Source organism: Bacillus swezeyi (assembly GCF_030908325.1).
GTDB classification, from domain to species: domain Bacteria; phylum Bacillota; class Bacilli; order Bacillales; family Bacillaceae; genus Bacillus; species Bacillus swezeyi.
In genome coordinates this window covers 4,494,274-4,520,624 of sequence record NZ_CP133085.1, presented here as the reverse complement: position 1 = coordinate 4,520,624, position 26,351 = coordinate 4,494,274, and the positions used below count along the sequence as shown (strand labels likewise).

The following is a 26,351-nucleotide window of genomic DNA, read 5'->3' as shown; positions in this document are numbered from 1 at the left end:
ATGACGGCATGAACATTGAGCAATTTACAGCCAGCCTGGAGGAGAAGGGGATCTCCCTTTCTCCCTTCCAGCTTGAGCAGTTTGAAACCTATTATGAATGGCTTGTTGAGTGGAATGAGAAAATTAACTTAACCTCCATTACCGAGAAAAAAGAAGTGTACTTAAAGCATTTTTACGACTCGATCACCGCTTCTTTTTATGTCGATTTCAACAAGCTGAACAGTTTGTGTGACGTTGGGGCGGGCGCCGGATTTCCAAGCCTTCCGATTAAAATCTGCTTTCCTCATCTTCATGTGACAATCGTCGATTCATTAAATAAACGAATTAACTTTTTAAATCAGCTTTCTGATGCTTTAAAACTGGAAAACACAGCTTTCTACCATGACCGGGCAGAAACATTCGGGAGATTGAAAGACAAGCGGGAAAGCTTTGATGTCGTGACAGCACGGGCGGTTGCCCGGCTTTCTGTTCTAAGTGAACTATGTCTTCCGCTTGTTAAGAAAAACGGTTTATTCCTAGCATTAAAAGCTGCTTCAGCTGAAGAAGAAATTGAAGCGGGCAAAAAAGCCATAAAAGTGCTTGGAGGCCAAATTGAAGCCGTGCATTCTTTTCAGCTGCCGATAGAAGAAAGCGACAGAAACATCATTGTGGTCAAAAAGGAATCACAGACACCGAAGAAATATCCAAGAAAACCTGGAACACCTAATAAATCTCCAATTGAAGGTTAAATTATTCGTTTTCTTCAAAATTCGTGATGTCCATGAAGGAAAATTCATGAGAAAATAGAATTATAAAAATGGCAGTGTTTAAAGGTGGTGTAGGTACATGAAGCATTCATTCTCTCGTCTCTTCGGAATTGGTGAAAAGGAAGAAGAAGCAGAGATTGCTGAACATGATACAAACAAAGAAGAGATTCAAGATATTCCAGTAGGCGATATTATTCCTAACCGTTTTCAGCCGCGCACCATTTTCTCAGAAGAAAAAATTCAAGAATTAGCCGCAACCATTCATACACACGGCATTATTCAGCCGATTGTCGTCAGAAAAACAGACCGGGAAGGACAATACGAACTCATTGCAGGGGAGCGGCGCTGGCGAGCGGTTCAAACGCTCAATTGGGAGAAGGTTCCCGCCATTATTAAGGATTTTTCAGATACAGAGACAGCTTCTGTGGCTCTGATTGAAAACCTCCAAAGGGAGGAATTATCTTCGATTGAAGAGGCGCATGCATATGCAAGGCTCTTAGAGCTTCATGATTTGACACAGGAAGCTCTTGCACAAAGGCTTGGCAAAGGGCAGTCAACGATCGCCAATAAACTCAGATTGTTAAAGCTTCCGGAAGAGGTTCAGGAAGCGATATTGAAAAAAGAAATATCAGAGCGTCATGCAAGAGCGCTCATACCGTTAAAACAGCCTGAACTTCAGGTCAAATTGTTAAACGAAGTCATTGAAAAAAACTTAAATGTCAAACAAACCGAAGATCGTGTCGTCAAAATGCTGGAACAGGATAAGCGAAAGCCTAAACCAAAGAGAAAAGCGTTCAGCAGGGACGCGAGAATCGCGATGAACACGATCCGCCAGTCCTTATCGATGGTGGAAGACAGCGGTGTCAAACTGAATACGGAAGAAGAGGAATTTGAAGAATATATTCAGTTTACGATACGGATACCGAAATAAAAGCTCCCTAAGAGCTTTTATTTTTTTAGGTCAAAATATCTAGGATGGGGGCAGCGATGGAATATTATCAAACATATCGTTCATTGCTTTTTTCAATTGCTTATCGAATGATTGGATCCATACAAGATGCCGAGGATATGGTGCAGGAATTATTTGCTGATCTTCAAGAAAAAGATATCAGCCAAATGGAACATGTTCAATCATATTTAACGAAATCAATAACAAACCGCTGCATTAATTTTTTGAACTCAGCCCGAAACAAGCGCGAGGTTTATGTGGGAGAGTGGCTCCCTGAACCGCAGGTGATGCTGTCAGACCAGAATCCGGCTGACTTCGTTGAAAAAAAAGAAATGGTCTCCTATGCTTTTATGGTCATCATGAGCCGGTTGAATCCTGTTGAAAGGGCGGTATTCATGTTTAGGGAAGTGTTTGGGTATCAGTATAAGGAAATATCGTCCATTATCGGAAAATCAGAAGCAAGCTGCCGGAAGATCTACAGCCGGCTGCAAAATAAATTAGAAATGGACATTTCTGCTTTATCCAAACCGGAAGAAGAGCAGCAGCTGGCAGAGTTGTTTATCGATTCAGCTAAAACCGGAGATTTCAAAGAGTTTGCCAGAAGATTGACCGAAGAGGCCGTTTTATTTACCGACGGCGGCGGAAAAGTACGCAGCGCCTTAAGACCGATCTATGGAAGAAGCCGAATTTTTGCGTTCTTTACAGGGATTGTTTCAAAAGGGCGCTTTACAGGCCGTTTCGTGCCCGCAGAAATCAACGGCCAAAAAGGCGTGCTGATCGTACGGAACAATCGTCCGGTTTACATCATCTGTTTTGCTTGGAATCCAGAAGGGAACTCAATTAAAAATGTCTACATTGTTTCCAACCCAGATAAATTAAAACAAATCAAAATGTAGTGTTTCCTGTCACAAATCGAATGCCTTACTTGTTATATAAGTGAATCAACAAAAGGAGGAATTGATATGGAAACAAGATTTTTAATGGAAGAGGCAAACCCGAAGGGGTACGCCGGCATGTTCGAGCTTGAAAAAGCACAAGCTTCTTCAAGTATTGATCCCGTTTTAAAGGAGCTCATCAAAATCCGCGCTTCACAAATGAACGGATGTGCTTTCTGTCTGAATATGCATACGAAGGATGCGAGACAAAACGGAGAGACAGAACAGCGCATATACGCGCTCAACGCTTGGAGAGAAGCGCCTTTTTACACAGAAAAGGAACGGGCCGTACTGGCATTGACCGAAGCCGTAACGAGAATTGCAGATGCCGGGCTGCCAGATGACATTTATAACAAAGTAAGGGCACACTTCAGCGAAGCCGAAACAGCGGAGCTCATCATGCTGGTCGTGACGATTAACGCATGGAACCGCATCGCGGTGGCCACCCGGAAAATGCCTGCAAATTGATTAATGTGAACCCCTTGGAAACCCTTGTATGCGTCAGAGGGTTTCCCCTCTTTTTATTATATTAATATAATTTAAATATTATCTTCTTTTTCAACCAATCCCTTTTGAAATGAAAAAATGTGTTTTTTATTGTCAAATCATGGAATATCATTGCCGATCCAATTTGAACAAAACAACGCTCTTTCAAAAACAAAAATTCAAAAAAAGCAAACGGCTGATTCTTTTTTTGTTAAAATAGAGAAATGAGAGAAACTTGTTCAATGTGAAAGTAGGTGACATTGTGGGGAAAATTATTGCGATCACAAACCAAAAAGGGGGCGTTGGCAAAACAACAACCTCTGTTAACCTGGGAGCTTGCTTGGCTTATATCGGGAAAAGGGTTTTGCTAGTCGACATAGACCCGCAAGGAAACGCAACAAGCGGAATTGGCGTAGAAAAAGCTGATGTTGATCATTGTGTGTACGATATATTAGTAGATGATGCAGATGTCAAAGACGTGATAAAAACAACATCCGTCGAAAACTTGGATGTCATTCCTGCAACGATCCAGCTTGCAGGGGCGGAAATTGAACTGGTTCCGACCATTTCCCGAGAAGTCAGGTTGAAGAGGGCTTTGGAATCCGTCAAACAAAATTATGATTTTATGATCATTGATTGTCCGCCTTCATTGGGGCTGCTGACAATTAATGCGCTTACGGCTTCAGATTCCGTCGTGATACCGGTTCAGTGTGAGTACTACGCTTTGGAAGGACTGAGCCAGCTGCTCAATTCAGTGCGGCTTGTACAAAAACATTTAAATACCGACCTCATGATAGACGGCGTATTGCTGACAATGCTTGATGCAAGGACGAATTTAGGCATACAGGTCATAGAAGAAGTGAAAAAGTATTTCCGCGATAAAGTTTATCAAACTGTCATTCCCCGGAACGTCAGATTAAGTGAAGCACCAAGTCATGGAAAGCCGATTATTTTATATGATCCGCGTTCACGAGGAGCGGAAGTCTATTTAGATTTAGCAAAGGAAGTGGCTGCGAATGCCTAAAGGTCTCGGAAAAGGGATTAATGCACTGTTTTCAAATGTTGATTTATCTGAAGAAACGGTTGAGGAAATTAAGCTGCACGATTTGCGGCCAAATCCTTATCAACCAAGAAAAACGTTTGATGACCAATCGTTAAAAGATTTAAAGGAGTCCATTTTACAGCATGGCGTATTGCAGCCCATTATCGTCAGAAAGTCAATCAAAGGCTACGATATTGTAGCCGGAGAACGCCGCTTTCGAGCTGCAGAAAAAGCCGGTTTAGAAACCATTCCTGCGATTGTGCGAGAGCTGTCAGAATCCCTGATGATGGAGATTGCCCTATTGGAAAATCTTCAACGAGAAGACCTGTCTCCGCTTGAGGAAGCCAAAGCATATGAATCTTTGTTAAAACACCTTGATATGACACAAGAACAGCTGGCGAAAAGGCTCGGGAAAAGCAGACCTCACATTGCCAACCATCTAAGATTGCTGACGTTGCCTGAAAAAGTCCAGTCTTTAATAGACAACGGCACATTATCGATGGGGCATGGACGTACATTGCTGGGGCTGAAAAACAAGAAAAAGCTCGAACCGCTCGTTCAAAAGGTTGTATCCGAACAGCTCAATGTCCGTCAGCTTGAAAAGTTGATCCAACAGCTGAATGCTGATGTTCCACGTGAAACAAAGAAACCGAAACAAGTAAAAGATGCCGTCATAAAAGAGCGGGAGTCCTATTTGCAAAACTACTTTGGAACACCGGTCACCATTAAAAAACAAAAGAAAAAAGGTCGAATTGAAATTGAGTTTTACTCAAATGAAGATTTGGACCGTATTCTTGAACTTTTATCCGAAGAAAATTCATAAGCCGCAAAAACCATCTGAAGACACAGATGGTTTTTTTTACATCCTCCCCGTCAATCGCTGAATCGGAGCGGCATGGCGCTGCTGCCATCCTGCTGATTTCTCTAGATGTGATAAACCTTCGGCGAGAACATTTGCCATGCTCATGACAAGATTGAGCCGGGTATTTTGCAAAACAAAATACTCCATAAAACCGCTCACATTGACAATCCCGTTGATGTGTACGTGGCCCACTTCAGGCAAACTTTTTTGTACTCCGGCTCCCGGCTTTAAAGGTCCTTTGCCGATCTGAAAAGATCCCACGCTTTTGGTTCGTCCAAGACAGGCATCAATTGCGATCATAAAAGGATTTTGATGCTCCAAATGGATGTTCTCCAGCTTCTCATTTAAGTTGACGGCGTGAACCGGATCAGCAAGCGTTCCATAAACATGAAAACGCGTCAGCTGTTTCGCGGCAAGCTTCATTCCAACGAGAGGACCGAGAGAATCACCTGTAGAGCGGTCAGTACCAATGCAAACGACTACAATTGGTCGGCTGCCTGCCTCCTTTAAATAAACAGAAAGAACCTTCTCTATTTGTTTCACAGCTAACGGATCTGAATGAGAAATATATTCTTTTATCGGTTCTTGAGAGAAAATCCCGCCTTTGCGATTCATAGGGCTTCACATCCTTGTCAAAATGGTAACAGCATTCCTTGGCGTGTTTTTTTGCGTATGAATGGTTGTTTACAGTATATCCAGCAGTCTCTTTTTTTATGCTTTGGATGTTCATCCAGCGGGGCTGAATCTTTTGATAAGGAAGTGTGGTGTTTTATAGATGGTAGAAGGAATGAAAAATATGATCTACCTTTACCTTTTTATTATATTGATATAATTTTAGGTTTTTGGTGAAAAAATTTCTGCAATGGTCTTTCGATAATTCCATGAATTTTTATTGTGAAAGGACAATATAGTGTCAGTAGATGCGTAAACAAGCTTAAAACTGATTCCGATGGGGTGAGAAAATCGTGTGGAGAGCCGGACTGAAGTGGATGCTTCTTATTTTAGGGAGCTTAATAGGCGCAGGATATGCATCCGGCCAGGAGATATGGCAATTTTTTGGTGATGAAAGCGGACTGGCTATCCTTTTATTCACGATTATGTTCAGCCTGTCGACCTATATTGTCATGAAGATCAGCTATGAAGAGAAATCGGCGCATTTTCTGCCTGTTCTTGAAAAATTGATCGGCCCTCTGCTGGCGAAAGTGTATGATTTGCTGATCATTCTTTATTTGTTTACAACTACGATTGTGATGATCGCCGGAGGCGGGGTAACGCTGCAAATATTTCATGTCCCGTTTTGGGCGGGAGTCGTACTGTTTTCTTTATGTGCCGGGCTCCTCTTTCTGTGGGGCCTGAAAGGAATTTTATCGGTCAACAGCTATTTGATTCCGATTTTAGTAGCGGGATTGCTGTACGTGCTGATTTCTTTTCAAACGGCTCGCCACCAGCCGTGGCTGCTCAATCTAAATCATCAGTACAATTGGCCCGCCGGCATCGCATTCGCTTCGCTGAACATTTTATCAGTCGTGGCCGTTTTATCTGCGGTCGGCAAAGAGCTCAAAGGAGTCGGTGAAGCCAGGATTGCCAGCATTTTAAGCGGTTTGGTCTTCGGCGCTATTTCATTTATGTACAATGAGACGCTCGTGGAGCTTGCCGGTGAACTATCACATTATGAAATTCCTTTATTCGCGGTTTTGGAAGGCGCTCCTTTTCCCATTTTTATTTTTATGACAGCCGTGCTTTGTGTGGCGATTTATACGACAACCATTTCAAGCATTCTTGGCCTCTCAAGCCGTTTTCTTTCGCTTGTGAACTGGCCGAGATGGATCATGGTATTCTTGCTTCTTTTGATTATGCTTCCTTTCACCTCTTTTGGATTTTCAAATTTAATCGCTTTTTTATATCCAATTTACGGGTTGTTGAATTTGTATTTATTGGTTAATATCTTGTTGTATCCTTTATTAAGTAAATGGAAATAAAAAGATAGTATATGTTATTTTGGAATATACCGTATTATGATATTTTTATTGAGCAATTGCCCTTTCCTTGTCGTTTTTTGTACAATAAGATCACAACAAAGCAAGCAAAGAGGTGAACGATGTTGGCCGATAAAGAATTTGGCCTGAATGACGTGGTCGAAATGAAAAAGCCGCATCCCTGCGGTACAAACCGCTGGAAGATCATTCGGATGGGAATGGACATCCGAATTAAGTGCGAGGGCTGCTCTCACAGTGTCATGATCCCCCGCAAAGAATTTCAAAGAAAAATGAAAAAGATCTTAGTCAAGCATGAGGAGTCCGATTCTTAATATACACGGACCCCCTCATGCTTTTTTATCACTGTAAAGGTAAAAATTGATTTTCGCACGGTTTCAGTTATTGAAAAGCAAGTTTTGTCAGCTTGTCTTTTACAGTAATCATCCTTATAATTGTTGCAGGTTTACATTACACGACTACACACGGATGTTTAATGATAGAGGAGATGAAAGAATGGCTTTAACAGCTGGGATTGTTGGTTTGCCGAACGTTGGTAAATCAACCTTGTTTAATGCGATTACACAGGCCGGGGCAGAATCGGCCAACTACCCGTTTTGTACGATTGACCCAAACGTCGGGATCGTCGAGGTGCCTGATGAGCGGCTGCAAAAACTGACAGAACTTGTCAATCCGAAGAAGACCGTTCCAACCGCGTTTGAGTTCACAGATATTGCCGGTATCGTAAAAGGGGCATCAAAAGGTGAAGGACTTGGGAATAAGTTCCTTTCCCACATTCGCCAAGTCGATGCCATTTGTCATGTTGTCCGCTGCTTTGCAGACGACAATATTACACACGTCTCCGGAAAAGTAGATCCGATCTCTGATATCGAGACGATCAATCTCGAGCTGATATTGGCTGACCTGGAAACCGTTGAGAAGCGGATCGGCCGGGTAGGCAAGATGGCCAAGCAGAAGGATAAGGAAGCTGTTTTTGAATTTGAGATTTTGACAAAGTTAAAGGAAGCATTTGAACAAGAAAAACCTGCACGCTCTGTTGAATTTACAGAAGAGCAGCAAAAAGTGCTGAAACAGCTTCATCTGTTAACAACCAAACCTGTATTATATGTGGCAAATGTCAGCGAGGACGAGGTGGCTGATCCTTCAGGAAATGAGTACGTTCAGAGGGTGAGGGAATTTGCCGCTGCTGAAAATGCGGAGGTCATCGTCGTCTGTGCGAAAATCGAATCTGAAATTGCCGAGCTTGAAGGTGAAGAAAAGGCGATGTTCCTTGAAGAACTCGGCATTGAAGAATCAGGACTCGATCAATTGATTAAAGCATCCTATTCCCTGCTCGGTCTTGCTACTTATTTTACGGCGGGGGAACAGGAAGTCAGAGCCTGGACGTTTAAAAAGGGAATGAAGGCTCCGGAATGTGCGGGCATCATTCATACTGATTTTGAACGCGGCTTTATCCGGGCGGAAACGGTGGCGTATGCCGATCTGGTTGAAGCAGGAAGTATGTCTGCCGCAAAGGAAGCGGGAAAAGTCCGCCTTGAAGGAAAAGAATATATCGTGAAAGACGGCGATGTGATTCATTTCCGTTTCAATGTATAACACAGTTGAAAAGGGACTAGAGCTTTGATATAATATAAAATTGTGAGTAATAGAATTATTGCTTCTTGCCCAATATGATGGGCCGCTTAGTCCAAAAGGAGGTGCAAATACAAATGAGAAAGTACGAAATCATGTACATCATCCGCCCAGACGTTGATGAAGAGTCTAAAAAGGCTGTTGTTGAACGTTTTAACAACATTTTAACGACAAACGGTGCGGAGATCACTGAAACTAAAGATTGGGGAAAACGCCGTCTTGCTTACGAAATCAACGATTTACGCGACGGATTTTACCAAATCGTATACGTTCAATCTGGTTCTGAAGCAGTTCAAGAATTTGACCGTTTAGCTAAAATCAGTGATGACATCATTCGCCACATCGTGGTTAAAGACGAAGAATAAACAGTATTGAATTATATATTCTAAAGCAAAAGGATGGTCTCTCAATATGCTTAACCGAGTTGTTTTAGTCGGCAGACTGACAAAGGACCCAGAGCTTCGTTATACTCCCAGCGGTGCAGCTGTTGCCACCTTTACGCTCGCTGTAAATCGTACGTTTACGAATCAACAGGGCGAACGTGAAGCTGATTTCATCAACTGTGTCACTTGGAGAAGACAAGCTGAAAACGTAGCGAATTTCCTTAAAAAAGGAAGCCTTGCGGGTGTAGATGGACGTTTGCAAACGAGGAACTATGAAAACCAGCAGGGACAGCGTGTGTTCGTCACAGAAGTTCAAGCTGAAAGTGTTCAATTTCTGGAGCCTAAAGGCGGCGGTTCTGGTTCCGGCGGTTATAGCGGCGGCCAGGGAGGCCAATACTTTGGCGGCGGACAAAACGAACCGAATTCATTTGGCGGCAATCAAAACAACCAGAATCGCAATCAAGGCAACAGCTTTAATGATGATCCATTTGCAAACGATGGAAAGCCGATTGACATCTCAGATGACGATTTGCCATTTTAATGGATGACGGACGAACTTATAAAAAAACAGAACAGAAAGGAGGGAAATAACAATGGCAGGAGGACGCAGAGGCGGCCGTGCGAAACGCCGTAAAGTGTGTTATTTCACTTCTAACGGCATTACGCACATCGACTACAAAGATGTAGATCTTCTTAGAAAATTTATCTCTGAGCGCGGTAAAATTTTACCACGCCGTGTAACAGGAACAAGTGCGAAATACCAACGCAAATTGACTGTTGCCATCAAACGCGCTCGTCAAATGGCTTTACTTCCATACGTATCAGGCGAGTAAGCCGAAATATAAAAAGAACAAGAACCGTTAAAGGTCTTGTTCTTTTTTGTTTATATGGATTAACGGCTTTCATTCAGCAATCATCTTCCAAATAACGATACAGCGTTGTTTTGCTGATTCCTGTCTCCGCGGTGATTTGGGCGATGCTGTATTTTTTGCTCTGATACATGTCTAATGCACGTCTGACGTTATGGTCTGGCTTTCTCGGACGGCCTCCGGTTTTCCCCTTCAATTTTGCTTCATAAATCCCTGCTTTTGTACTTTCACTTAAAACATCACGCTGAAAATCTCCAACTTTATCCAGAAGTTTAAAGAATATTTTCCCTTCTGCGGTTGAAGTATCCACCTGGTCAGTGATCGAGATAAAGTCAATATTTTGCTGCTGAAATCGTTGAACCAAGTCTATTAAATGCCGGGTTGAGTCGGCGATATTATACAGCTTGTATACGATGACTTGATCTCCGCTGCTGAGGGTATGAAACAGGCTTTTTAATTCCGGCCGGTTTTTTGCCGAGCTTGTTTGTTCCTTAAAGATCTTGTCACAGCCATGCTTTTCAATGGCGTTGATTTGCAGCTTAAGATCCTTGTCTTGGCTGAATGGACGTACATAACCAAAAATCACTTTATCATCTCCAAGAATAGAGCTTTCAGTCATTATACCAAAATATTGTTGCAGCTTGTATGATTTATATCGACAGCACCAAAAAAGATCGTTTTTGGAACAAAAAATTATAGACATTTAATTGATGATCTGTTAAATTTAAATATGTTGCAAACGGCTCCGGCTTCTATGAGAGTTAGAAGTCATTCAAATAAAAATAGAGAGGTGTTTTTCAATTGATGTTAAAAAAACTAAATAATGAATGGTTTCCAAATGTGAAAGGGGACGTTTTAGCCGGAATCGTCGTTGCCCTCGCGCTTATACCCGAGGCCATTGCTTTCTCGGTGATCGCGGGTGTAGATCCGATGGTCGGCCTGTATGCGTCATTTTGTATAGCAGTTGTCATTTCGTTTATGGGAGGCCGTCCTGCGATGATATCAGCCGCGACCGGAGCGATGGCTCTTTTAATGGTCACTTTGGTGAAAGATCACGGCATCCAGTATTTATTTGCGGCGACGATTTTAACTGGAATACTCCAATTGATATTTGGGGCGCTGAAAATTGCGCGCTTTATGAAATTTATTCCGCGTTCGGTTATGGTAGGTTTCGTAAATGCGCTGGCCATTTTAATCTTTATGGCACAAGTGCCTCATTTTGTTGGAATTTCCAATATGACCTATGTGATTGTAGGCGTTACGTTGGCGATTATTTATCTGCTGCCCCGCTTCACAAAAGCTGTTCCGGCACCGCTTGTGGCGATCGTGGCGATGACCGTTCTGGCGATATTCGGCCATTTTGATCTTCGGACTGTCGGAGATTTGGGACAGATCTCAAGTTCTTTGCCTGCTTTTATGATTCCAGATATTCCTTTTAATATTGAAACGCTCTCGATCATTTTTCCGACCGCTTTGGCACTGTCGATTGTCGGTCTGCTCGAGTCATTATTAACCGCTTCTATTGTCGATGATATGACAGATACGGAAAGCGATAAAAATAAAGAAAGCCGCGGACAGGGAATAGCCAACATCGTAACCGGATTTTTCGGAGGCATGGCTGGATGTGCCATGATCGGCCAGTCCGTGATCAATGTGAAATCAGGCGGAAGAGGCCGCTTGTCCACTTTTGTGGCCGGAGTCTTCTTAATGTTTTTAATTATGGTGCTGGGAGATTGGGTCGTCCAAATACCGATGGCTGCATTAGTCGGTGTCATGATTATGGTTTCGATTGGAACATTTGACTGGTCATCGCTTCGAGCGTTGACAAAAGTTCCGTTGTCAGACTCGATCGTGATGATAGTCACCGTTGTGACGGTCGTAGCAACCCACGATTTATCTAAGGGAGTTTTTGCGGGAATTATTCTAAGCGCCATATTCTTTGTGGCCAAAATCTCAAAAGTGCGGGTAGAGGCTTCAGCGGCTCCTTCAGAAAGGGAAACCGTTTATGATATAAAAGGACAAATTTTCTTTGCTTCAGTGCAAGACTTTATTCAATCATTTTCTTTCCATGAGGCAAAAGAAAAAGTTGTGCTGAATTTTGCAGACGCACATATTTGGGATGATTCAGCTGTGGCTGCAATCGATAAGGTGGTTTTAAAATTCAAGGAACAGAAGGTGGATGTCACGCTGGCGGGATTAAATGAGTCAAGCCGCCGGTTGGTCAAAAGGCTGGCTACTTATGATCAGCCGAATGCAAAAGCATCCAGTCACTAAAGGGAGGCAAGATGATGTATCAAAAAATCCTGCTGGCTGTTGACGGATCAGCTCACTCGAAGAGATCGGCTGATCATGCCATAAAAATTGCAAAGCTTGCGGCAGAAGCCGAAGTGGAGCTTATCTATGTGCTGGACTATTCCAAATCCAAAAGCGAAGTTTTGCATAGTGCGAGTTTAGCAGAATTAGAGAGTGCCAGACGGAATAAACTAAAAAATATAGAAGAAAAATTTCAAACAGCAGATGTCTCTTATCAAATTACAATGAAGCACGGCGAACCGGGCCCGACCATCGTTTCCCATGCCAATGACCACGATTTTGATATGGTGATTGTAGGAAGCAGAGGATTGAATTCTTTGCAGGAAATGGTGCTTGGAAGCGTCAGCCACAAAGTAGCCAAACGTGTGAATTGTCCGGTTATGATCGTCAAGTAGGGGTCTATAGAAAGCAAGCCGATTTTCCCGCAAAGCAGGGGAAAGTCGGTTTTTCATTTTTAACTCGGGGGAATATTTTATGAAAGGAAAAATACAGCAATTACCGTTTTATTATGGATGGACGATCGTATTGATTTCTGCCTTGGGCGTCTTTTTTTCAGGGCCCGGTCAAACGTATTCCAACTCGATTTTTATTGATGAATACATTCACGATTTTGGCTGGTCGCGGTCTGAGGTGTCCGGCATATATTCGGCTGCTACTTTATGCGCGGGGATCTTGATGATGTTTGTCGGCAGGTTTGTAGATAAACTGGGCCAGCGCAAAATGATGGTGATCGTCGGTTCTGTTCTTGGTGCTGCTTGTTTTTTTAACAGCTTTGCGGTGAACATATGGATGGTGGCTGTTGGCTTTTTTCTGATCCGTTTATTCGGGCAGGGAGGCATGACACTGCTGCCAAACACACTTGTTCCGCAATGGTTTATTAAAAAAAGAGGACGAGCGATGAGCTTTATGGCTGTCGGAAGTTTTGCGAGCGCGGCCTTATTTCCTGTGCTGAATGCCTGGATGATTGAGAAATGGAATTGGCAGTTTACTTGGCAGGTGTGGGGCTTTCTGCTGCTGTTTTTCTTTGTGCCTGCAGCTTTTTTCGGCGTCAGAAACCGTCCGGAAGATATCGGATTGCTGCCGGACGGCAGTATGGATGATGGTGATGCTCATCAAGATATTGCCATGCGTCCGAACCGGCCAATCGCTGAAGAGGATTGGACACTAAAAGAAGCAATGAAAACCGCTTCCTTCTGGTATGTCCTAATATGCGTCGGGATTCCCGCATTAGTGAATACCGGCATCACCTTTCACCTTCTGTCTATTTTGGGAGAAAACAGTCTGTCGCCCCAGACTGCCGCTACAGTCCTCAGCTTAATGGCTCTGATCGGATTTCCGATTTCCATGGTTTCTGGATTTATATTGGAAAAAATAAAAACAAACCTGCTGCTTGCGTTTATTTTTATCATGGAAATGATTTTGCTTCTCCTTCTTTTGGCGACGAAAAGCATAGCGGCTGCCATTCTCTTCGGTGTCGTCTGGGGAATGGCAAACGGTCTGGAGCGGATTACGCTGAATATCATTTGGCCGAATTACTTTGGCCGCCGCTATATCGGCAGCATCAACGGGATCGCAATGGCTGTAATGGTTGTCGGTTCCGCATTCGGTCCGCTCCCGCTCGGCGTAGGGTTTGACTTTTTCCACAGCTATACACCCGTCTTGCTGCTGCTGATGATCTTGCCCGGCGCCGGTTTCATTTGCGCCCTTCTTGCAAAAAAACCTGTCAAACAAAAAAACCCGTCATAACGATCTGAAGCCCCGCGACAAAATATCGGCGCTTTAGATGGCTATCCATTTTTAGTCAATATAATAAGGCTTTCTGAAAACTGCTCAAGCAATGCAATTGTTTTAAGAATTGATACACTCTCATAGCGATGATGAGCTGCTTCAAAGTGAAATAAATCCAGTTTGTCTGTTCCAATATATTCATCATATTTCCTAAAGATAGCTAAGGTTTTGGTTTACTTCACTGTGAGGCATGGCTTCGTATTTCACAGTGATTCACCGCATCTATTGTCGCAGGAGAAACTCAAAATCCCTCTCATGGTATTTTTTATGGAAAAGTTCTTATTATTGTTGCTAAAATAGCTCCTGTAAGGGAGTCGGCTTTTTTCCTAAAGTCTAACTTATAAGTGGGAACGCCTTGATGGACGGTCAGGGGCGTTCTTACTTTTATTCGTGAAATTATAGGCTAGTGTCAGAATCCCTACAATAAGGATGCCGAAGGAAAGCATCAATTGAAATGCGCTTTCTGTTGCCATGCTCTCTCCTCCCTTCTTAATTTTCACTTTATAGGAATTGATTGAAGAACATAAGACCCCATCTTTTTTAGGATGGGGTGGTCTATTAAGGTATTTCTAGGCTGCTTTTCTTCTTTCTGCTTTCCTCATCACGCCGTCGCCTGTCAGGCACAAGTTTGCTTAAGACCAGGACTTCACGCTGATCTTGAGAGTGTGTAAAGTCTTTGGAAAACTGGAGAGCCGTCATAACAGCACTTTATTCATGTTTCGCAATCTGAATCCGCTCTATATCCCCGAGGACAAAAAGGTAAAACACCAGCCCCAGCAATAATACGACACCTGCCACTAAAAAACTGAGAGTAAACGAACCCGTCATATCCACCAAATATCCCGTTAGTGAAACCGCGATAATGCCGCCGAATAAGTTATTCGCCAGATTGACCATTGAACTGAGAAGCGAGAGTGAGCCTGCCGGTGCAATGTCGGCCGAGATGGACCAGCCGACAGGCGCCGTCGCGGAAATTCCGGCCAAACCGACGGAAATACAGATGATCGCAATGATGATATTGTGCGTTAAAATGGCGCCTAAAAAAGTAAACCCCAAACTCATGCCGATGATGATAATCGTCTGATATACTTTCGTATTTGAATGTCCCTTCTTAATTAAGAAATCGACAAGCCATCCGCCGACAATGATTCCGGAAATCGTCGAAATCAGCCAAGGAACGGCCGTAAATAATCCTGAGGACATGATGTCCATTCCATAGGTTTCTTTAAAAAATGTAGGAAGCCATGTTAACAGCAGGTTGAATGTATAGCCGTAGCCCGTGAAACCGATCATCAGCCCCCATGCTTTTCGATTTGTCAGCATCGCTTTCAGAGCAGTCATTGTGCGCTCTGATATGTCTTCACCAGAAACGGCATTGCGCTTTTGAATATAATGTAGTTCTTCCTTTGAAATTCGTTTATGCCGATCAGGCTGCTCATAGTACCGCCAGAAAAAAATCGTAAATAACACATTGATGATGCCGATCGTTAAAAAAGCGGCACGCCAGTCAAATGCCGTGACCAGAAATGCAACGAGGGGTGCACCGATGACATTTGCGAATTTTGCGGCTGAATCAAACAGCGAGTTGGCAAGGCCGCGTTCATTTGGCGGAAACCATAATGCCGTGGCTTTGGAAGCGGCCGGAAAAGCAGATGCGCTTGTCAGACCGATCAAAAAACGAACGATATATAAAAGCAGTATTCCTTGTAGAAAAGCTAATATGATGGTTAAAAAACTCCAGATGGTCATCCCGATTCTTGTGACCCAGGCGACGCCGAATCTGTCCAGCAGACTGCCGACCGGAATCTGCATCAGCGTATAGGAGTAGGTATAGATTGAAAAGACAATGCCTAATTGTGTTGCCGTCAATTGGAAGGAATTCTGGATCGCAGGAGCTGCGACGGAAATGGCAACACGGTCAAAGTAATTTAAAATGATCATGCTGCTTAATAAGGATGAAATATACCATCTCGTATGCCCGGGCCGTTTTTCCAGCTCTTCTGCCATGTTGAAGCCTCCTCTTTTCCTTAGATTGGACTCTTTTCTGAAATTACATTCTCTCTTTCTTGTGTTCATTTCCACGGGGTTCTTTCCGGTAAACTGAAGTGGCAAAAAAACCTTATAGACAATTGTATACAGGTTTGCTAAAGTGAAACATGTTAAAAACAGTTTGGCTTCTATGAGAGTTAGAAGCAAATCATGATAAAAGAGGTGTCGATTCTTTGAATGTCAAACAATTAAATAGTGAATGGTTTTCAAATGTGCGGGGAGATATCCTTTCGGGTATCGTCGTAGCGCTAGCTCTCATTCCCGAAGCCATTGCGTTTTCCATTATTGCGGGCGTCGACCCGATGGTTGGCTTGTACGCGTCATTTTGTATTGCCGTCGTGATCTCGTTTACAGGAGGCCGGCCGGCGATGATTTCGGCTGCAACTGGAGCGATGGCTCTTTTGATGGGCACTTTGGTTAGGGATTATGGGATCGAATATTTATTTGCAGCTACGATCTTAACAGGAATCATCCAATTGATATTTGGGGTGCTGAAAATTGCGCGCTTTATGAAATTTATTCCGCGTTCGGTTATGGTAGGTTTCGTAAATGCGCTGGCCATTTTAATCTTTATGGCCCAGGTTCCTCATTTTGTTGGCGTGTCTAATATGACGTATGTTGCGGTCGGTATTACATTGTTGATTATTTATATTCTCCCCCGTTTTACAAAAGCTGTTCCGTCTGCTTTAGTTGCGATTATTGCAATGACTGTATTTGCTATTTTCAGCCATTTTGATCTGCGCACTGTCGGGGATTTGGGAGAAATAAAGCAATCACTGCCTGCTTTTATGATTCCAAATATTCCTTTCAATTTTGAGACATTGTCGATCATCTTCCCAACCGCTTTTGCGCTATCTATTGTCGGTTTGTTGGAATCATTATTAACATCTTCTATTGTCGATGATATGACAGATACGGAAAGCGATAAAAATAAAGAAAGCCGCGGGCAGGGGATAGCCAACATCGTGGCTGGGTTTTTCGGAGGCATGGCTGGATGTGCTATGATCGGCCAGTCCGTGATCAATGTGAAATCGGGCGGAAGAGGCCGCTTGTCCACTTTTGTGGCCGGAGTCTTCTTAATGTTTTTAATCCTGGTGCTGGGAGATTGGGTCGTCCAAATACCGATGGCTGCTTTGGCAGGTGTCATGATTATGGTATCGATCGGAACTTTTGATTGGTCTTCATTTAAGATGTTGACGAAGGTGCCGCTCACTGATTCTATTGTCATGCTGGTGACCGTTATTACAGTCGTGGCTACACATGATTTGTCCAAAGGGGTATTTGCGGGTGTTATTTTAAGCGCGATCTTCTTTGTGTCGAAAATTTCCAAAGTGAAAATTGAGCAGACATCAGCGGGAAATGAAATGAAGTACACGATCAAAGGACAGATATTCTTTGCATCGGTGCAGGATTTTGTAAAGTCCTTTCATGCCGATTCAAATGCGAAAAGAGTTGTCCTTGATTTTTCAGAAGCCCATATTTGGGATGATTCCGCTGTGGCGGCAATTGATAAAGTCGTTTTGAAGTATAAAGATCAGGGGACTGACGTTGAATTGATAGGCTTGAATGAATCAAGCTGGCGGTTAGTCGAAAAATTAGCAACTTATGATCAGCCTCATCGTTCAGTATCAAATCACTAAGAAACGGGTGATGAAGGGTGTATAAAAATATTCTGTTGGCTGCGGATGGCTCCAAGCATTCAGAAAGAGCCGCTGATCAAGCGATCCGTATGGCTTCTCTTTCAGATCAAGCGGTTGTCGAGATCATGTATGTATTAGATTATGATAAAGCGAAAAATGAAGTGCTGCACAGTGAAAGCCGCGCAAAACTTGAACGTGAGAGAAGAAGCAGACTCTTGGCGGTTGAAAACAAATTTAAACATGCAGCCGTTCCTTATAAAATGACGATGAAACACGGTGATCCGGGTCCGACGATTACAGCTTACGCAAATGAGCATGATGTTGATATCGTGATTATAGGCAGCAGGGGGCTGAACACTTTGCAGGAAATGGTGCTGGGGAGTGTCAGCCATAAAGTCGCGAAAAGAGTGACATGTCCTGTTTTGATCGTGAAATAAAGGAAAATCATGATGAAGCCAGCGGGGATCATATCCTTGCTGGCTTTTTTAGCGCATGCATTGCGTTTGCTTTTAAAAGTTCAGCGAGATTGTACGCCGGGTATAATCCCTTTTGATACATATAATAAAAGACTTGTTCATGCGTTCATGCAGTTTAATGACTGTGTTGATCTGTTTAACCAGCACTCTTCTCTGCCGTTTCTGTAATGGAAATCGCATCATTTCGGACAGTCGTTTTCACTAAGACTAATAAATCTCCTGCACCAAAATAGAGGTTTGCTCTTTCTTGTTCCCGCTGAAAAACCGGAGCTTTAGGCAAAAAAGGAAGAAGCTCTTTCAAATTCTGCTCCATCGATTTTGCTGATACGGTGTACAGCTGTTTCAATTGGGGGTCGCTGATCTTTTTAAGGCTTTTCTTCATCTTCACCAATCCAACAGACTGAGCCGCGCATTCATGCAATTCCATTGTTTCATGCCATGCCAATGTTTTCGTCGTATTCATTTGCATTCTCCTTCATCGTTTAATCTTGGATAACATATGCCCAAATGAGTTGAACGCTGAATCGGATTCAACAAAAGGAGACGTTTTAGACCGTTTTTGAAAGGGGAATTCATATACCACAGCATGTTTTCAGCTTAGGGATATACATGGAGAGGTGATGAAGGTGTTGGATATTTTGAAGGACTTTTTTTTATTTTTAAGCGGCGGGCTTCGAATCACGGCGCTGATCATGATTTTAATCATCGTTTTATTGATCAGAAAAGCGAGACAAAAAAATAAAGATAAATCCGGATTTTTAGATTGATCCAGAGAATGTTTCACATGGAACATAAAAGGGAGTTCTGGGGGCCGAATTCTCATGTCCTGCAATCGTTTTACTTAAGATTTGACCTTATGTTAAAATAAAGAAACAATGAGAGAAGGGCGTGCACCTGCTCATGTTATCGTCTTATTGAAAACGAAAATTGCGACGTTAAAAAAGAGCAGTCGTTTATGCTGCTCTTTTTGATTCATGAAAAAAAATACGAGGTGAACAAGTGAAACAAACAAGAGCTTTGGTAGAAGGCGCTATATTGATCAGTCTATTTGCCGTTTTAATGATGGTAAGCCTCTATATCCCTTTAATCGGAACGTTTCTCTTATTTACTTTGCCTTTGCCTGTCATGATGCAAACGATCAGACATGGAGTAAAGCCCGGGCTTTTGATGGGGCTGGTGAGTGTGCCCGTTTCATTGATTGTCGGTTCCTTGAGCGGGATGATGCTGGCTTTTTCCGTCAGTGCGGCCGGGGTTATCATGGGCTATCACTACAGGAAAAAAGATCCTGTGCATGCGATTGCTTCAGCAGCTGTTACATACATGGTTTCAATGGTGCTGCTGCTTTTCATTAGCATTCAATTTTTTGGGTTAAACTTAATAGAAACAGCCAATCAAACATATAATGAAACATTCAAAATCTTTGAATCAAGTTTAAAACAGTTTGGAAATGATAAAGAGACGGCAAAACAGCTGGAACAGATGAAAGAACAGTTAAAGCAGATACAATATTTATATCCGATGGTGATTGTGATGATGTCCGGCATTGCCGCTTTTTTGAACCATCTCATTGCAAAGCCGATCCTTCGGCGTACTGCTGTGCAAATACCGTCTTTAAAGCCGTTTAGGGAGCTGAGGTTTCCGCAAAGCATCATCTGGTTCTACTTGCTGACGATTGTTCTCTCGCTTGCTCCTTCTGAAGAGGGTAGCGTGTTTTACTCCATTATTTTAAATGCGAGTATGATTATGGGATTCATCCTGGCCATCCAAGGTTTTTCATTTGTGTTTTATTTCTGTCACGCGAAGAAGATGCCAACGGTCCTGCCGGTTCTTTTTTTGATTATTGGACTTCTTTCGCCCTTGCTGTTCCTTGTTCGTATCTTGGGTATAATTGACATAGGCTTTAACTTAAGAGAGAAAGTGAAAAAATCGTAAGATGATGTTCTCTCCAATGGTGAGGAGTTGATTTGAGTGCCAAGTTTTTATGAAAAGCCGTTATTTCGATATCCCATTTATTCTTTAATTGTCGTCACAATCATTTCTGTCCTCATCAACATCTATTTTAATTGGGTGGCAGGAGCGACCGGCGTAGTGATTCTCGGCGTCATTTTATTCTTTTTAAAGCGTGCGGACTCTCAAATCAGAAAAGAGCTGGACGATTATATATCGACTTTGTCTTACCGGCTTAAGAAAGTGGGAGAAGAAGCGCTTCTCGAAATGCCGATCGGGATTATGCTTTTTAATGATCAATACTATATAGAGTGGGCAAATCCGTTTATGGCGTCATGCTTTAGTGAAAATACGCTTGTCGGCCGGTCGCTTTACGATACTTGTGAATCTGTTGTCCCTTTGATTAAGCAGGAAGTGGACACAGAAACGATTACGTTAAATGACCGGAAATTCAACGTGGTCATTAAAAGAGAAGAAAAACTGCTGTATTTCTTTGATGTCACAGAGCAAACACAGATTGAAAAGCAATATGAAAATGAAAGAACGGTTCTCGCCTACATATTTCTCGATAATTATGACGATGTGACACAAGGGCTTGATGATCAGACAAGAAGCACGATGAACAGCGAAGTGACATCACTTCTTAATCAATGGGCCCAGCAGTACGGAATCTTCTTGAAGCGGGTTTCTTCCGAGCGGTTTATCGGTGTTTTGAATGAGCATATTTTAAGCGAACTGGAAGCATCGAAATTTTCAGTCCTTGATGAGGTTCGCGAAAAAACGTCCGTGCATACGATTTCACTTACGCTAAGCATCGGGATTGGCGCATCTGTTGCCTCATTGAAAGAGCTTGGCGATCTTGCGCAATCCAGCCTTGATCTCGCGCTCGGGCGAGGAGGAGATCAGGTGGCGATCAAGCAGCCGAACGGAAAAGTGAAATTTTACGGCGGAAAGACAAATCCGATGGAAAAACGGACGCGCGTCAGAGCCCGGGTCATTTCACATGCTTTGAAAGAAATTGTTTCTGAAAGCAGCAATGTCATCATCATGGGGCATAAGTTTCCCGATATGGACTCCATCGGTTCAGCCATCGGAATTTTAAAAGTTGCGCAGGCGAATGGCAAAGACGGTTTTGTCGTCATTGACTCCAATCAGATTGGGGCCAGCGTTCAGCGGTTGATCGGGGAAATCAAAAAATATGAAGACCTGTGGTCCCGTTTTATTACACCGGAAGAAGCGATGGACATCGCAAAGGATGATACGCTTCTTGTGATTGTCGATACACATAAGCCTTCCTTTGTTATCGAAGAAAGGCTGGTCAATAAAATTGAAAATGTCGTCGTGATCGATCATCATAGAAGAGGGGAAGAGTTTATCAAAGATCCGCTGCTTGTCTATATGGAGCCGTATGCTTCATCTACGGCAGAGCTTGTGACAGAGCTGCTTGAATACCAGCCGAAACGCTTGAAAATCAATATGATCGAAGCAACCGCACTTTTAGCGGGAATTATCGTCGATACAAAAAGCTTCTCGCTTCGCACCGGTTCCCGTACGTTTGATGCGGCGTCATACTTGCGTGCAAAGGGTGCGGACACCGTATTGGTGCAAAAGTTTCTAAAGGAAACAGCCGATCATTATATTAAAAGAGCGAGGCTCATTCAGCATACATCTTTTTATAAAAATGGCATCGTCATCGCTTCTCTGCCGAGCGGTGAGGCGGACGAATACTTTGACCAGGTCATTATTGCACAAGCAGCGGATTCTCTTTTGTCCATGAGCGAGGTTGAAGCTTCTTTCGCAGTGGCGAGAAGGGATGACAGCACGGTATGTATCAGTGCGAGATCGCTTGGCGAAGTGAACGTTCAAATCATCATGGAGACTCTGGAAGGCGGAGGGCATTTAACAAATGCGGCCACACAGCTGACAGATCTATCTGTTGAGGAAACGCTCAGCCGTCTGAAAGAAGCGATTGACGAGTATTTTGAAGGAGGCATTCAAAAATGAAGGTAATTTTCTTACAGGATGTTAAAGGCAAAGGGAAAAAAGGCGAGGTTAAAAATGTAGCGGATGGATACGCGCATAACTTTCTGATCAAAAAAGGTCTTGCTGTTGAAGCGACATCCGCCAATATCAGCGCGCTTGAAGGCCAGAAGAATAAAGAGAAAAAAGAAGCGGCTGAAGAACTGAAGCAGGCGCAGGAGCTGAAAAAAACGCTTGAAACGATTACGGTTGAGCTTTCTGCTAAATCCGGGGAAGGCGGCCGTCTATTCGGCTCTGTCACAAGCAAGCAAATTGCCGATGCGCTTCAAAAAGCCCATCAATTAAAAGTCGACAAACGCAAAATTGAACTAAATGATGCGATTCGTTCTTTAGGATATACAAATGTTCCGGTTAAGCTCCACCAGGACGTGCAGGCGACACTGAAAGTGCATGTGAAAGAGCAATCATAAATGCAAAAAGCCCCTTCTATGGAGAAGGGGCTTATCTTTTATTCCGTATGTTTTCGCATTTCATTTGCCAAAAATTCGACGTCTGTACCGACGATGACCTGGACCTCATGCTGGTTGAGCTTCACGATACCTTTCGCTCCCATGGCTTTCAGCGCTTTTTCATCTAGTTTGGCTGCATCATAGATTTTGAGGCGGAGACGGGTGACACAGTTGTTCAGCGTTTCGATGTTTTCTGTTCCGCCTAGCGCCTCAAGATATTGAATCGCAAGCGCTTCGTATTTGGAAGAACCCGCTGCTGTGCTGACTGGTTCTGGCGCATTTTCCTGTTCTTCTTCATCTTCCCGTCCCGGCGTTTTCAAATTCAGCTTCGTGATCAAGAAGTAAAAGATAACGAAATAGATGATACCGTATACAAGTCCGACCGGCAGCAAGAGCAGCGGTTTAGTGGCGATGCCAAAGTTTAAGAGATAGTCAATCGTTCCCGCTGAAAAGGTAAAGCCGTGATGGATGCCGAGCATATTGGTCACGGTCATGGCACTTGCGGTTAACAGGGCGTGAATCCCGAAAAGCAGCGGCGACAGGAACATGAATGTAAACTCAATCGGTTCCGTAATACCCGTTAAAAATGAGGTAAACGCGAGTCCGATCAATAAACCGGCTGTTGCTTTGCGGCGGTGTTTTTTCGCAGCGGCAATGATCGCGAAACATGCCGCGGGCAGACCGAACATCATGATCGGGAAGAACCCTGTCATAAAGGCGCCTGCACTCGGGTCTCCGGCGAAAAATCGGTTCATATCACCCGTTTTGCCGGCAAATTCTCCAAAGACCATCCAAACCATGTTGTTTAAAATGTGATGGAGGCCAAGCGGAAGAAGGAGCCTGTTTAAAAGGCCGAATATTCCGACTCCTAAAGCCCCGGCTTGAATGATCCAGCTGCCGACGGCATCGATTGCTTGCTGTGCATATATCCAGACAAACCCGAAAATCCCTGCGAGAATAATAGAAGTAAAGGCTGTCATAATCGGAACGCTGCGTTTTCCGCCAAAGAATCCGAGCCAATCCGGCAGCTTTGCATCTTTAAAGCGGTTATACATAAGCGCGGCGACGACACCTGAGATAATTCCGCCGAGAACCCCCATATTAAGATCTGTGTTTATAGCTGCAAGGCCGCCCGTCAATACAAAATAACCGATGGCTCCAGACAGTGCGGCGGCGCCGTGGCCATCCTTTGATAAGCCGATGGCAACGCCTATCGCAAAGATGATCGGCAATTGATCAAGAATCGACTGTCCTGAAGCGGCGATAAACGGAATGTTAAATAAGTCTTCTCTTCCCAAGGCGAGCAGCAGTCCCGCGGCAGGAAGAACGGCGATCGGCAGCATCAGCGCGCGGCCGATATTTTGAAGAAATCCCAACATCGTTAAAACCCCTTTCGATAATATTGAATCGCTTTTTTTAAATGTCCATTTTCATGGGATAAACAGCGGCTGGCATCTTCCAATGTTCCGTTTGTCAGCACCATAAAGATCGCAGCTTTGATGTTATAGCGGCTTTCTTTTAAAACGTGTGATGCTTCATCCTGTGATAGGCCGGTTGTATTCATTAATATGCTGACGGCCCGGCTGGACAGCTTTTGATTGAGCAATTTCATATTTACCATCTCGTTTTGATAAACATGGCCCAGCCGAACCATTGCAGCGGTAGACAGCATATTAAGGATCATTTTTTGAGCGGTGCCGGCTTTTAAGCGGGTTGAGCCGCGGAGAATTTCAGGTCCAGTCTGGACCTCGATCGCAATGTCGCTGAACTTGGCTGCTTCTGTTCCTTTATTGCAGCTGATCGATACCGCAGCGGCTCCCAGCTGTTTTGCATAGGATAAGGCCCCAAGTACATAAGGGGTTGAACCGCTCGCTGTAACGCCGATTAACACGTCGTCTTTTGAAAATGAGTGTTCCTGTAATTGGGAAACGATTTTTTCCTGGTCATCTTCATTTTCTTCGAGCGGTTTCCACATTGCTTCATATCCGCCCGCCATAAGGCCGACCCACTGATTTTCGTCAATGGAGAAAGTAGGCGGCAGTTCGGCGGCGTCAAGGACAGCTATTCTGCCGCTTGTGCCGGCTCCGGCCGTAAACACTCTGCCGCCTTTCTCAAGGCGGCTGACAATCGTATCAGCGGCACGGGCAATCAGGGGAAGGCAAGGTGTAATGGCACGCGAAACCGTATGATCTTCCTCATTCATCAAGGTTACGATATCCAACGCGTTCATTTCATCAAGTGCTCTGCTTTTTTCGTTTGCTTCTTCTGTCTTTTTCATATTTCTTTCCTCTTCATATCGATGACGAATTTATAACGGTCGCCTCTGTAGATGGATTTGACCATTTCAAACGGTCTGCCGTCTTCCAAATAGCTGCATCGCTCAATAAGCAGAACAGGCGCGCCTTCATCAATGTCCAGCGGTTCGCTCTCAGCCTGTGAGGCGACGGAGGGCTCCAGTGTTTGCGCCGCTCGCTCGATTGTAAGAAACAGCGTATTTTCGACATAGTCATACAATGAGGCGCTCATAATGTCTTCTGTCAGGCCTTTTATCAAATCGGCCGGCAGATAAGAGATTTCGTAAGCCATCGGAATATCATCGGCAAGGCGGATCCGCTTTACTTCATAGACGGGGGAGCCTTCCGGTATCTCGAGTTTGCGCGCTGTGCTTTGATCACAAGGGATGATGCCGAATCCGAGCATTTTAGTGCCTGGTGTCATGCCTCTTGATTTCATATCCTCAGAAAAGCTTGTCAATCCTTTAAGGGGCTGCTCAATCTTAGGCTTGGCAATAAATGTACCTTTTCCCCGCTGCCTGACGAGAATCCCTTCATTGACAAGGTTGTTGACTGCTTGCCGAACGGTCATTCTGCTTACTTCGTATTTTTCCGCAAACTCCCTTTCCGACGGAATCAAATCCCCGGGTTTCAAATCCTTTGTTTCGGCAAGCTTCTTGATTTCCGTTTCAATCTGGTAGTAAATCGGAATGTGTGAATCTTTTTTGATCAATAGGTGATACCCCTTTCTTTCACAATCGATAAGGCGTCACTGTCAGCGATGATGACTACGTCTTGATGCATTTTTAATAAGGAGGCGGGAGTGTCTTCATTCGGTTCTTCACTGAGCAGTTTTGCCAGAATACCGGCTTTTTTCGCGCCTGAGACGAGCAGCAGTATCTGTTTGCTTCTCATGATTGTAGAAATGCCCATTGTCACAGCTTGAGACGGGACAGATGAAAGAGAATCAAAATAGCGGGCATTGGCTTCCCTCGTCGAGTCTGTCAATTCGACCGTATGAGTTTCTGATGAAAACGGTGTGCCCGGCTCATTAAAGCCGATGTGGCCGTTCAAGCCGAGTCCGAGCAATTGCAGGTCAACGCCACCCAACCGTTCGATCAACGATTCATAGCGTCTGCATTCAGCCTCCAAATCTTCGGCCATGCCATCAGGCAAATGGGTATGGCTGGGCGGGATGTCAATATGGTCAAAGAGCTGTTTTTTCATATAATACGTGTAGCTGTTGTTATCATCAGGCGCAACCCCGACATACTCATCCAAGTTAACGGTGTACACGTGTTTGTAGGAGGTTCCATTGTTCTCGTGATCCTCCCGCAGGCATTGATAAGTCGCAAGAGGTGTCCCTCCGGTTGCTAATCCAAGCACTGGAGCAGGTAAACGATTCACTTTTTCAATGATGAATCGGGCGGCTTTTTGGCTCATATCCTGATAATGTTTAGCTTCAATCAACTTCATGG

General features: G+C 43.8%; 29 protein-coding genes and 1 pseudogene. 21 read left to right on the top strand and 9 right to left on the bottom strand.

The annotated features are described in order from the left end of the window. The first annotated feature begins 8 nt into the window (after positions 1 to 8). From rsmG to RBH91_RS22510, 6 genes are all read left to right on the top strand, one after another. A complete protein-coding gene (gene rsmG, locus RBH91_RS22535; protein ID WP_307893030.1) occupies positions 9 to 728 on the top strand; it encodes a 16S rRNA (guanine(527)-N(7))-methyltransferase RsmG in 720 nt (239 codons plus the stop codon). Positions 729 to 825: 97 nt separating this feature from the next. Next, positions 826 to 1,677 (top strand): nucleoid occlusion protein, encoded by an 852-nt coding sequence (gene noc / locus RBH91_RS22530; protein WP_076760200.1) that lies wholly within the window; start codon positions 826 to 828, stop codon positions 1,675 to 1,677. Between the two features lie 56 nt (positions 1,678 to 1,733). Next, entirely contained in the window at positions 1,734 to 2,591 is an 858-nt protein-coding gene (locus RBH91_RS22525) for an RNA polymerase sigma-70 factor (protein ID WP_307893029.1), read from the top strand. Positions 2,592 to 2,657: 66 nt separating this feature from the next. After that, positions 2,658 to 3,098, top strand: a complete 441-nt coding sequence (locus RBH91_RS22520; RefSeq protein ID WP_307893028.1) for a carboxymuconolactone decarboxylase family protein — start codon at positions 2,658 to 2,660, stop codon at positions 3,096 to 3,098. Positions 3,099 to 3,378: 280 nt separating this feature from the next. Beyond that, positions 3,379 to 4,140, top strand: a complete 762-nt coding sequence (gene soj / locus RBH91_RS22515; protein ID WP_076760273.1) for a sporulation initiation inhibitor protein Soj — start codon at positions 3,379 to 3,381, stop codon at positions 4,138 to 4,140. Beyond that, positions 4,133 to 4,981, top strand: coding sequence for a ParB/RepB/Spo0J family partition protein (locus RBH91_RS22510; RefSeq protein WP_076760194.1), 849 nt, complete (start codon positions 4,133 to 4,135; stop codon positions 4,979 to 4,981). The genes soj and RBH91_RS22510 overlap by 8 nt, the downstream gene beginning before the upstream one ends. A 36-nt stretch (positions 4,982 to 5,017) precedes the next feature. Here RBH91_RS22510 and yyaC read toward each other — a convergent pair whose 3' ends face one another. Then, the gene (gene yyaC / locus RBH91_RS22505; protein WP_307893026.1) at positions 5,018 to 5,635 is read right to left on the bottom strand and encodes a spore protease YyaC; all 618 of its coding nucleotides are present in this window, start codon (positions 5,633 to 5,635) and stop codon (positions 5,018 to 5,020) included. Positions 5,636 to 5,985: 350 nt separating this feature from the next. Between yyaC and RBH91_RS22500 the strand changes: the two genes are divergently transcribed. From RBH91_RS22500 to rpsR, 6 genes are all read left to right on the top strand, one after another. Further along, complete coding sequence (locus RBH91_RS22500; protein ID WP_076760189.1) at positions 5,986 to 6,999, top strand: YkvI family membrane protein; 1,014 nt, start codon at positions 5,986 to 5,988, stop codon at positions 6,997 to 6,999. 122 nt (positions 7,000 to 7,121) lie between these two features. Beyond that, positions 7,122 to 7,328, top strand: coding sequence for a DUF951 domain-containing protein (locus RBH91_RS22495; protein WP_076760272.1), 207 nt, complete (start codon positions 7,122 to 7,124; stop codon positions 7,326 to 7,328). A 181-nt stretch (positions 7,329 to 7,509) separates the two neighbouring features. Then, positions 7,510 to 8,610, top strand: a complete 1,101-nt coding sequence (gene ychF, locus RBH91_RS22490) for a redox-regulated ATPase YchF (protein WP_076760187.1) — start codon at positions 7,510 to 7,512, stop codon at positions 8,608 to 8,610. A gap of 113 nt (positions 8,611 to 8,723) precedes the next feature. Next, entirely contained in the window at positions 8,724 to 9,011 is a 288-nt protein-coding gene (gene rpsF, locus RBH91_RS22485; protein ID WP_076760184.1) for a 30S ribosomal protein S6, read from the top strand. 46 nt (positions 9,012 to 9,057) lie between these two features. Next, on the top strand, positions 9,058 to 9,570 hold the full coding sequence (ssbA, locus tag RBH91_RS22480) for a single-stranded DNA-binding protein SsbA (protein ID WP_076760182.1): 513 nt from the start codon (positions 9,058 to 9,060) through the stop codon (positions 9,568 to 9,570). A gap of 52 nt (positions 9,571 to 9,622) precedes the next feature. After that, positions 9,623 to 9,862, top strand: coding sequence for a 30S ribosomal protein S18 (gene rpsR, locus RBH91_RS22475; protein WP_076760179.1), 240 nt, complete (start codon positions 9,623 to 9,625; stop codon positions 9,860 to 9,862). Positions 9,863 to 9,935: 73 nt separating this feature from the next. On the opposite strand, the gene RBH91_RS22470 is transcribed toward rpsR, so the two are convergent. Next, positions 9,936 to 10,484, bottom strand: coding sequence for a recombinase family protein (locus RBH91_RS22470; RefSeq protein ID WP_307893025.1), 549 nt, complete (start codon positions 10,482 to 10,484; stop codon positions 9,936 to 9,938). A gap of 218 nt (positions 10,485 to 10,702) precedes the next feature. On the opposite strand from RBH91_RS22470, the gene RBH91_RS22465 reads away from it, so the two are divergent. The 3 genes from RBH91_RS22465 to RBH91_RS22455 all read left to right on the top strand — a co-directional run bounded on the left by RBH91_RS22465 (position 10,703) and on the right by RBH91_RS22455 (position 13,957). Further along, the gene (locus RBH91_RS22465; RefSeq protein WP_307893024.1) at positions 10,703 to 12,172 is read left to right on the top strand and encodes a SulP family inorganic anion transporter; all 1,470 of its coding nucleotides are present in this window, start codon (positions 10,703 to 10,705) and stop codon (positions 12,170 to 12,172) included. 14 nt (positions 12,173 to 12,186) lie between these two features. Further along, positions 12,187 to 12,606 carry a universal stress protein gene (locus tag RBH91_RS22460; RefSeq protein WP_307893023.1) on the top strand — a complete coding sequence of 140 codons (420 nt, stop codon included), beginning with the start codon at positions 12,187 to 12,189 and terminating at the stop codon, positions 12,604 to 12,606. 79 nt (positions 12,607 to 12,685) lie between these two features. Further along, positions 12,686 to 13,957, top strand: coding sequence for an MFS transporter (locus RBH91_RS22455; protein WP_307893022.1), 1,272 nt, complete (start codon positions 12,686 to 12,688; stop codon positions 13,955 to 13,957). Positions 13,958 to 14,337: 380 nt separating this feature from the next. On the opposite strand, the gene comI is transcribed toward RBH91_RS22455, so the two are convergent. Both comI and RBH91_RS22445 read right to left on the bottom strand, forming a co-directional pair. After that, positions 14,338 to 14,472, bottom strand: a complete 135-nt coding sequence (gene comI / locus RBH91_RS22450) for a competence inhibitor ComI (protein ID WP_307893021.1) — start codon at positions 14,470 to 14,472, stop codon at positions 14,338 to 14,340. Between the two features lie 235 nt (positions 14,473 to 14,707). After that, positions 14,708 to 16,006, bottom strand: a complete 1,299-nt coding sequence (locus RBH91_RS22445; protein WP_307893020.1) for an MFS transporter — start codon at positions 16,004 to 16,006, stop codon at positions 14,708 to 14,710. Positions 16,007 to 16,221: 215 nt separating this feature from the next. Here RBH91_RS22445 and RBH91_RS22440 point away from each other — a divergent pair, with 215 nt between their 5' ends. Further along, positions 16,222 to 17,688, top strand: coding sequence for a SulP family inorganic anion transporter (locus RBH91_RS22440; RefSeq protein ID WP_307893019.1), 1,467 nt, complete (start codon positions 16,222 to 16,224; stop codon positions 17,686 to 17,688). Between the two features lie 17 nt (positions 17,689 to 17,705). Beyond that, complete coding sequence (locus RBH91_RS22435) at positions 17,706 to 18,125, top strand: universal stress protein (protein ID WP_076760158.1); 420 nt, start codon at positions 17,706 to 17,708, stop codon at positions 18,123 to 18,125. Positions 18,126 to 18,153: 28 nt separating this feature from the next. Here RBH91_RS22435 and RBH91_RS22430 read toward each other — a convergent pair. Next, a pseudogene (locus RBH91_RS22430) lies at positions 18,154 to 18,627 on the bottom strand (spore coat protein). A gap of 166 nt (positions 18,628 to 18,793) precedes the next feature. On the opposite strand from RBH91_RS22430, the gene RBH91_RS22425 reads away from it, so the two are divergent. The 4 genes from RBH91_RS22425 to rplI all read left to right on the top strand — a co-directional run bounded on the left by RBH91_RS22425 (position 18,794) and on the right by rplI (position 22,561). Further along, a complete protein-coding gene (locus RBH91_RS22425; protein ID WP_162274719.1) occupies positions 18,794 to 18,931 on the top strand; it encodes a hypothetical protein in 138 nt (45 codons plus the stop codon). 232 nt (positions 18,932 to 19,163) lie between these two features. Then, complete coding sequence (locus RBH91_RS22420) at positions 19,164 to 20,096, top strand: YybS family protein (protein ID WP_307893018.1); 933 nt, start codon at positions 19,164 to 19,166, stop codon at positions 20,094 to 20,096. A 36-nt stretch (positions 20,097 to 20,132) separates the two neighbouring features. Further along, a complete protein-coding gene (locus tag RBH91_RS22415) occupies positions 20,133 to 22,115 on the top strand; it encodes a DHH family phosphoesterase (RefSeq protein WP_307893017.1) in 1,983 nt (660 codons plus the stop codon). Beyond that, the gene (rplI, locus tag RBH91_RS22410; RefSeq protein ID WP_076760154.1) at positions 22,112 to 22,561 is read left to right on the top strand and encodes a 50S ribosomal protein L9; all 450 of its coding nucleotides are present in this window, start codon (positions 22,112 to 22,114) and stop codon (positions 22,559 to 22,561) included. The genes RBH91_RS22415 and rplI overlap by 4 nt, the downstream gene beginning before the upstream one ends. Positions 22,562 to 22,599: 38 nt before the next feature. Here the strand turns inward: rplI and nagE are convergent, their stop codons facing one another. Genes nagE through nagB form a run of 4 tightly spaced genes read right to left on the bottom strand, consistent with a single transcriptional unit; the run spans position 22,600 to position 26,349 of the window. After that, a complete protein-coding gene (gene nagE / locus RBH91_RS22405) occupies positions 22,600 to 23,979 on the bottom strand; it encodes an N-acetylglucosamine-specific PTS transporter subunit IIBC (protein ID WP_307893015.1) in 1,380 nt (459 codons plus the stop codon). A 2-nt stretch (positions 23,980 to 23,981) separates the two neighbouring features. Further along, entirely contained in the window at positions 23,982 to 24,878 is an 897-nt protein-coding gene (murQ, locus tag RBH91_RS22400; protein WP_307893014.1) for an N-acetylmuramic acid 6-phosphate etherase, read from the bottom strand. Then, on the bottom strand, positions 24,875 to 25,606 hold the full coding sequence (locus RBH91_RS22395; RefSeq protein ID WP_307893013.1) for a GntR family transcriptional regulator: 732 nt from the start codon (positions 25,604 to 25,606) through the stop codon (positions 24,875 to 24,877). Before RBH91_RS22395 ends, murQ begins: the two co-directional genes overlap by 4 nt. After that, on the bottom strand, positions 25,603 to 26,349 hold the full coding sequence (nagB, locus tag RBH91_RS22390; protein ID WP_307893012.1) for a glucosamine-6-phosphate deaminase: 747 nt from the start codon (positions 26,347 to 26,349) through the stop codon (positions 25,603 to 25,605). The genes RBH91_RS22395 and nagB overlap by 4 nt, the downstream gene beginning before the upstream one ends. Positions 26,350 to 26,351 lie beyond the last annotated feature (2 nt).

What these genes read in the sequence shown, in the direction of transcription:
- RBH91_RS22465 (WP_307893024.1), top strand. Translation starts at nt 10,703, where the DNA reads ATGTTAAAAAAACTAAATAATGAATGGTTTCCAAATGTGAAAGGGGAC.
- rpsR (WP_076760179.1), top strand. Translation starts at nt 9,623, where the DNA reads ATGGCAGGAGGACGCAGAGGCGGCCGTGCGAAACGCCGTAAAGTGTGT.
- RBH91_RS22525 (WP_307893029.1), top strand. Translation starts at nt 1,734, where the DNA reads ATGGAATATTATCAAACATATCGTTCATTGCTTTTTTCAATTGCTTAT.
- RBH91_RS22520 (WP_307893028.1), top strand. Translation starts at nt 2,658, where the DNA reads ATGGAAACAAGATTTTTAATGGAAGAGGCAAACCCGAAGGGGTACGCC.
- comI (WP_307893021.1), bottom strand. Translation starts at nt 14,472, where the DNA reads ATGGCAACAGAAAGCGCATTTCAATTGATGCTTTCCTTCGGCATCCTT.
- RBH91_RS22460 (WP_307893023.1), top strand. Translation starts at nt 12,187, where the DNA reads ATGTATCAAAAAATCCTGCTGGCTGTTGACGGATCAGCTCACTCGAAG.
- RBH91_RS22455 (WP_307893022.1), top strand. Translation starts at nt 12,686, where the DNA reads ATGAAAGGAAAAATACAGCAATTACCGTTTTATTATGGATGGACGATC.
- RBH91_RS22510 (WP_076760194.1), top strand. Translation starts at nt 4,133, where the DNA reads ATGCCTAAAGGTCTCGGAAAAGGGATTAATGCACTGTTTTCAAATGTT.
- rsmG (WP_307893030.1), top strand. Translation starts at nt 9, where the DNA reads ATGAACATTGAGCAATTTACAGCCAGCCTGGAGGAGAAGGGGATCTCC.
- yyaC (WP_307893026.1), bottom strand. Translation starts at nt 5,635, where the DNA reads ATGAATCGCAAAGGCGGGATTTTCTCTCAAGAACCGATAAAAGAATAT.
- nagE (WP_307893015.1), bottom strand. Translation starts at nt 23,979, where the DNA reads ATGTTGGGATTTCTTCAAAATATCGGCCGCGCGCTGATGCTGCCGATC.
- rpsF (WP_076760184.1), top strand. Translation starts at nt 8,724, where the DNA reads ATGAGAAAGTACGAAATCATGTACATCATCCGCCCAGACGTTGATGAA.
- ssbA (WP_076760182.1), top strand. Translation starts at nt 9,058, where the DNA reads ATGCTTAACCGAGTTGTTTTAGTCGGCAGACTGACAAAGGACCCAGAG.
- ychF (WP_076760187.1), top strand. Translation starts at nt 7,510, where the DNA reads ATGGCTTTAACAGCTGGGATTGTTGGTTTGCCGAACGTTGGTAAATCA.
- noc (WP_076760200.1), top strand. Translation starts at nt 826, where the DNA reads ATGAAGCATTCATTCTCTCGTCTCTTCGGAATTGGTGAAAAGGAAGAA.
- nagB (WP_307893012.1), bottom strand. Translation starts at nt 26,349, where the DNA reads ATGAAGTTGATTGAAGCTAAACATTATCAGGATATGAGCCAAAAAGCC.
- rplI (WP_076760154.1), top strand. Translation starts at nt 22,112, where the DNA reads ATGAAGGTAATTTTCTTACAGGATGTTAAAGGCAAAGGGAAAAAAGGC.
- murQ (WP_307893014.1), bottom strand. Translation starts at nt 24,878, where the DNA reads ATGAAAAAGACAGAAGAAGCAAACGAAAAAAGCAGAGCACTTGATGAA.
- RBH91_RS22445 (WP_307893020.1), bottom strand. Translation starts at nt 16,006, where the DNA reads ATGGCAGAAGAGCTGGAAAAACGGCCCGGGCATACGAGATGGTATATT.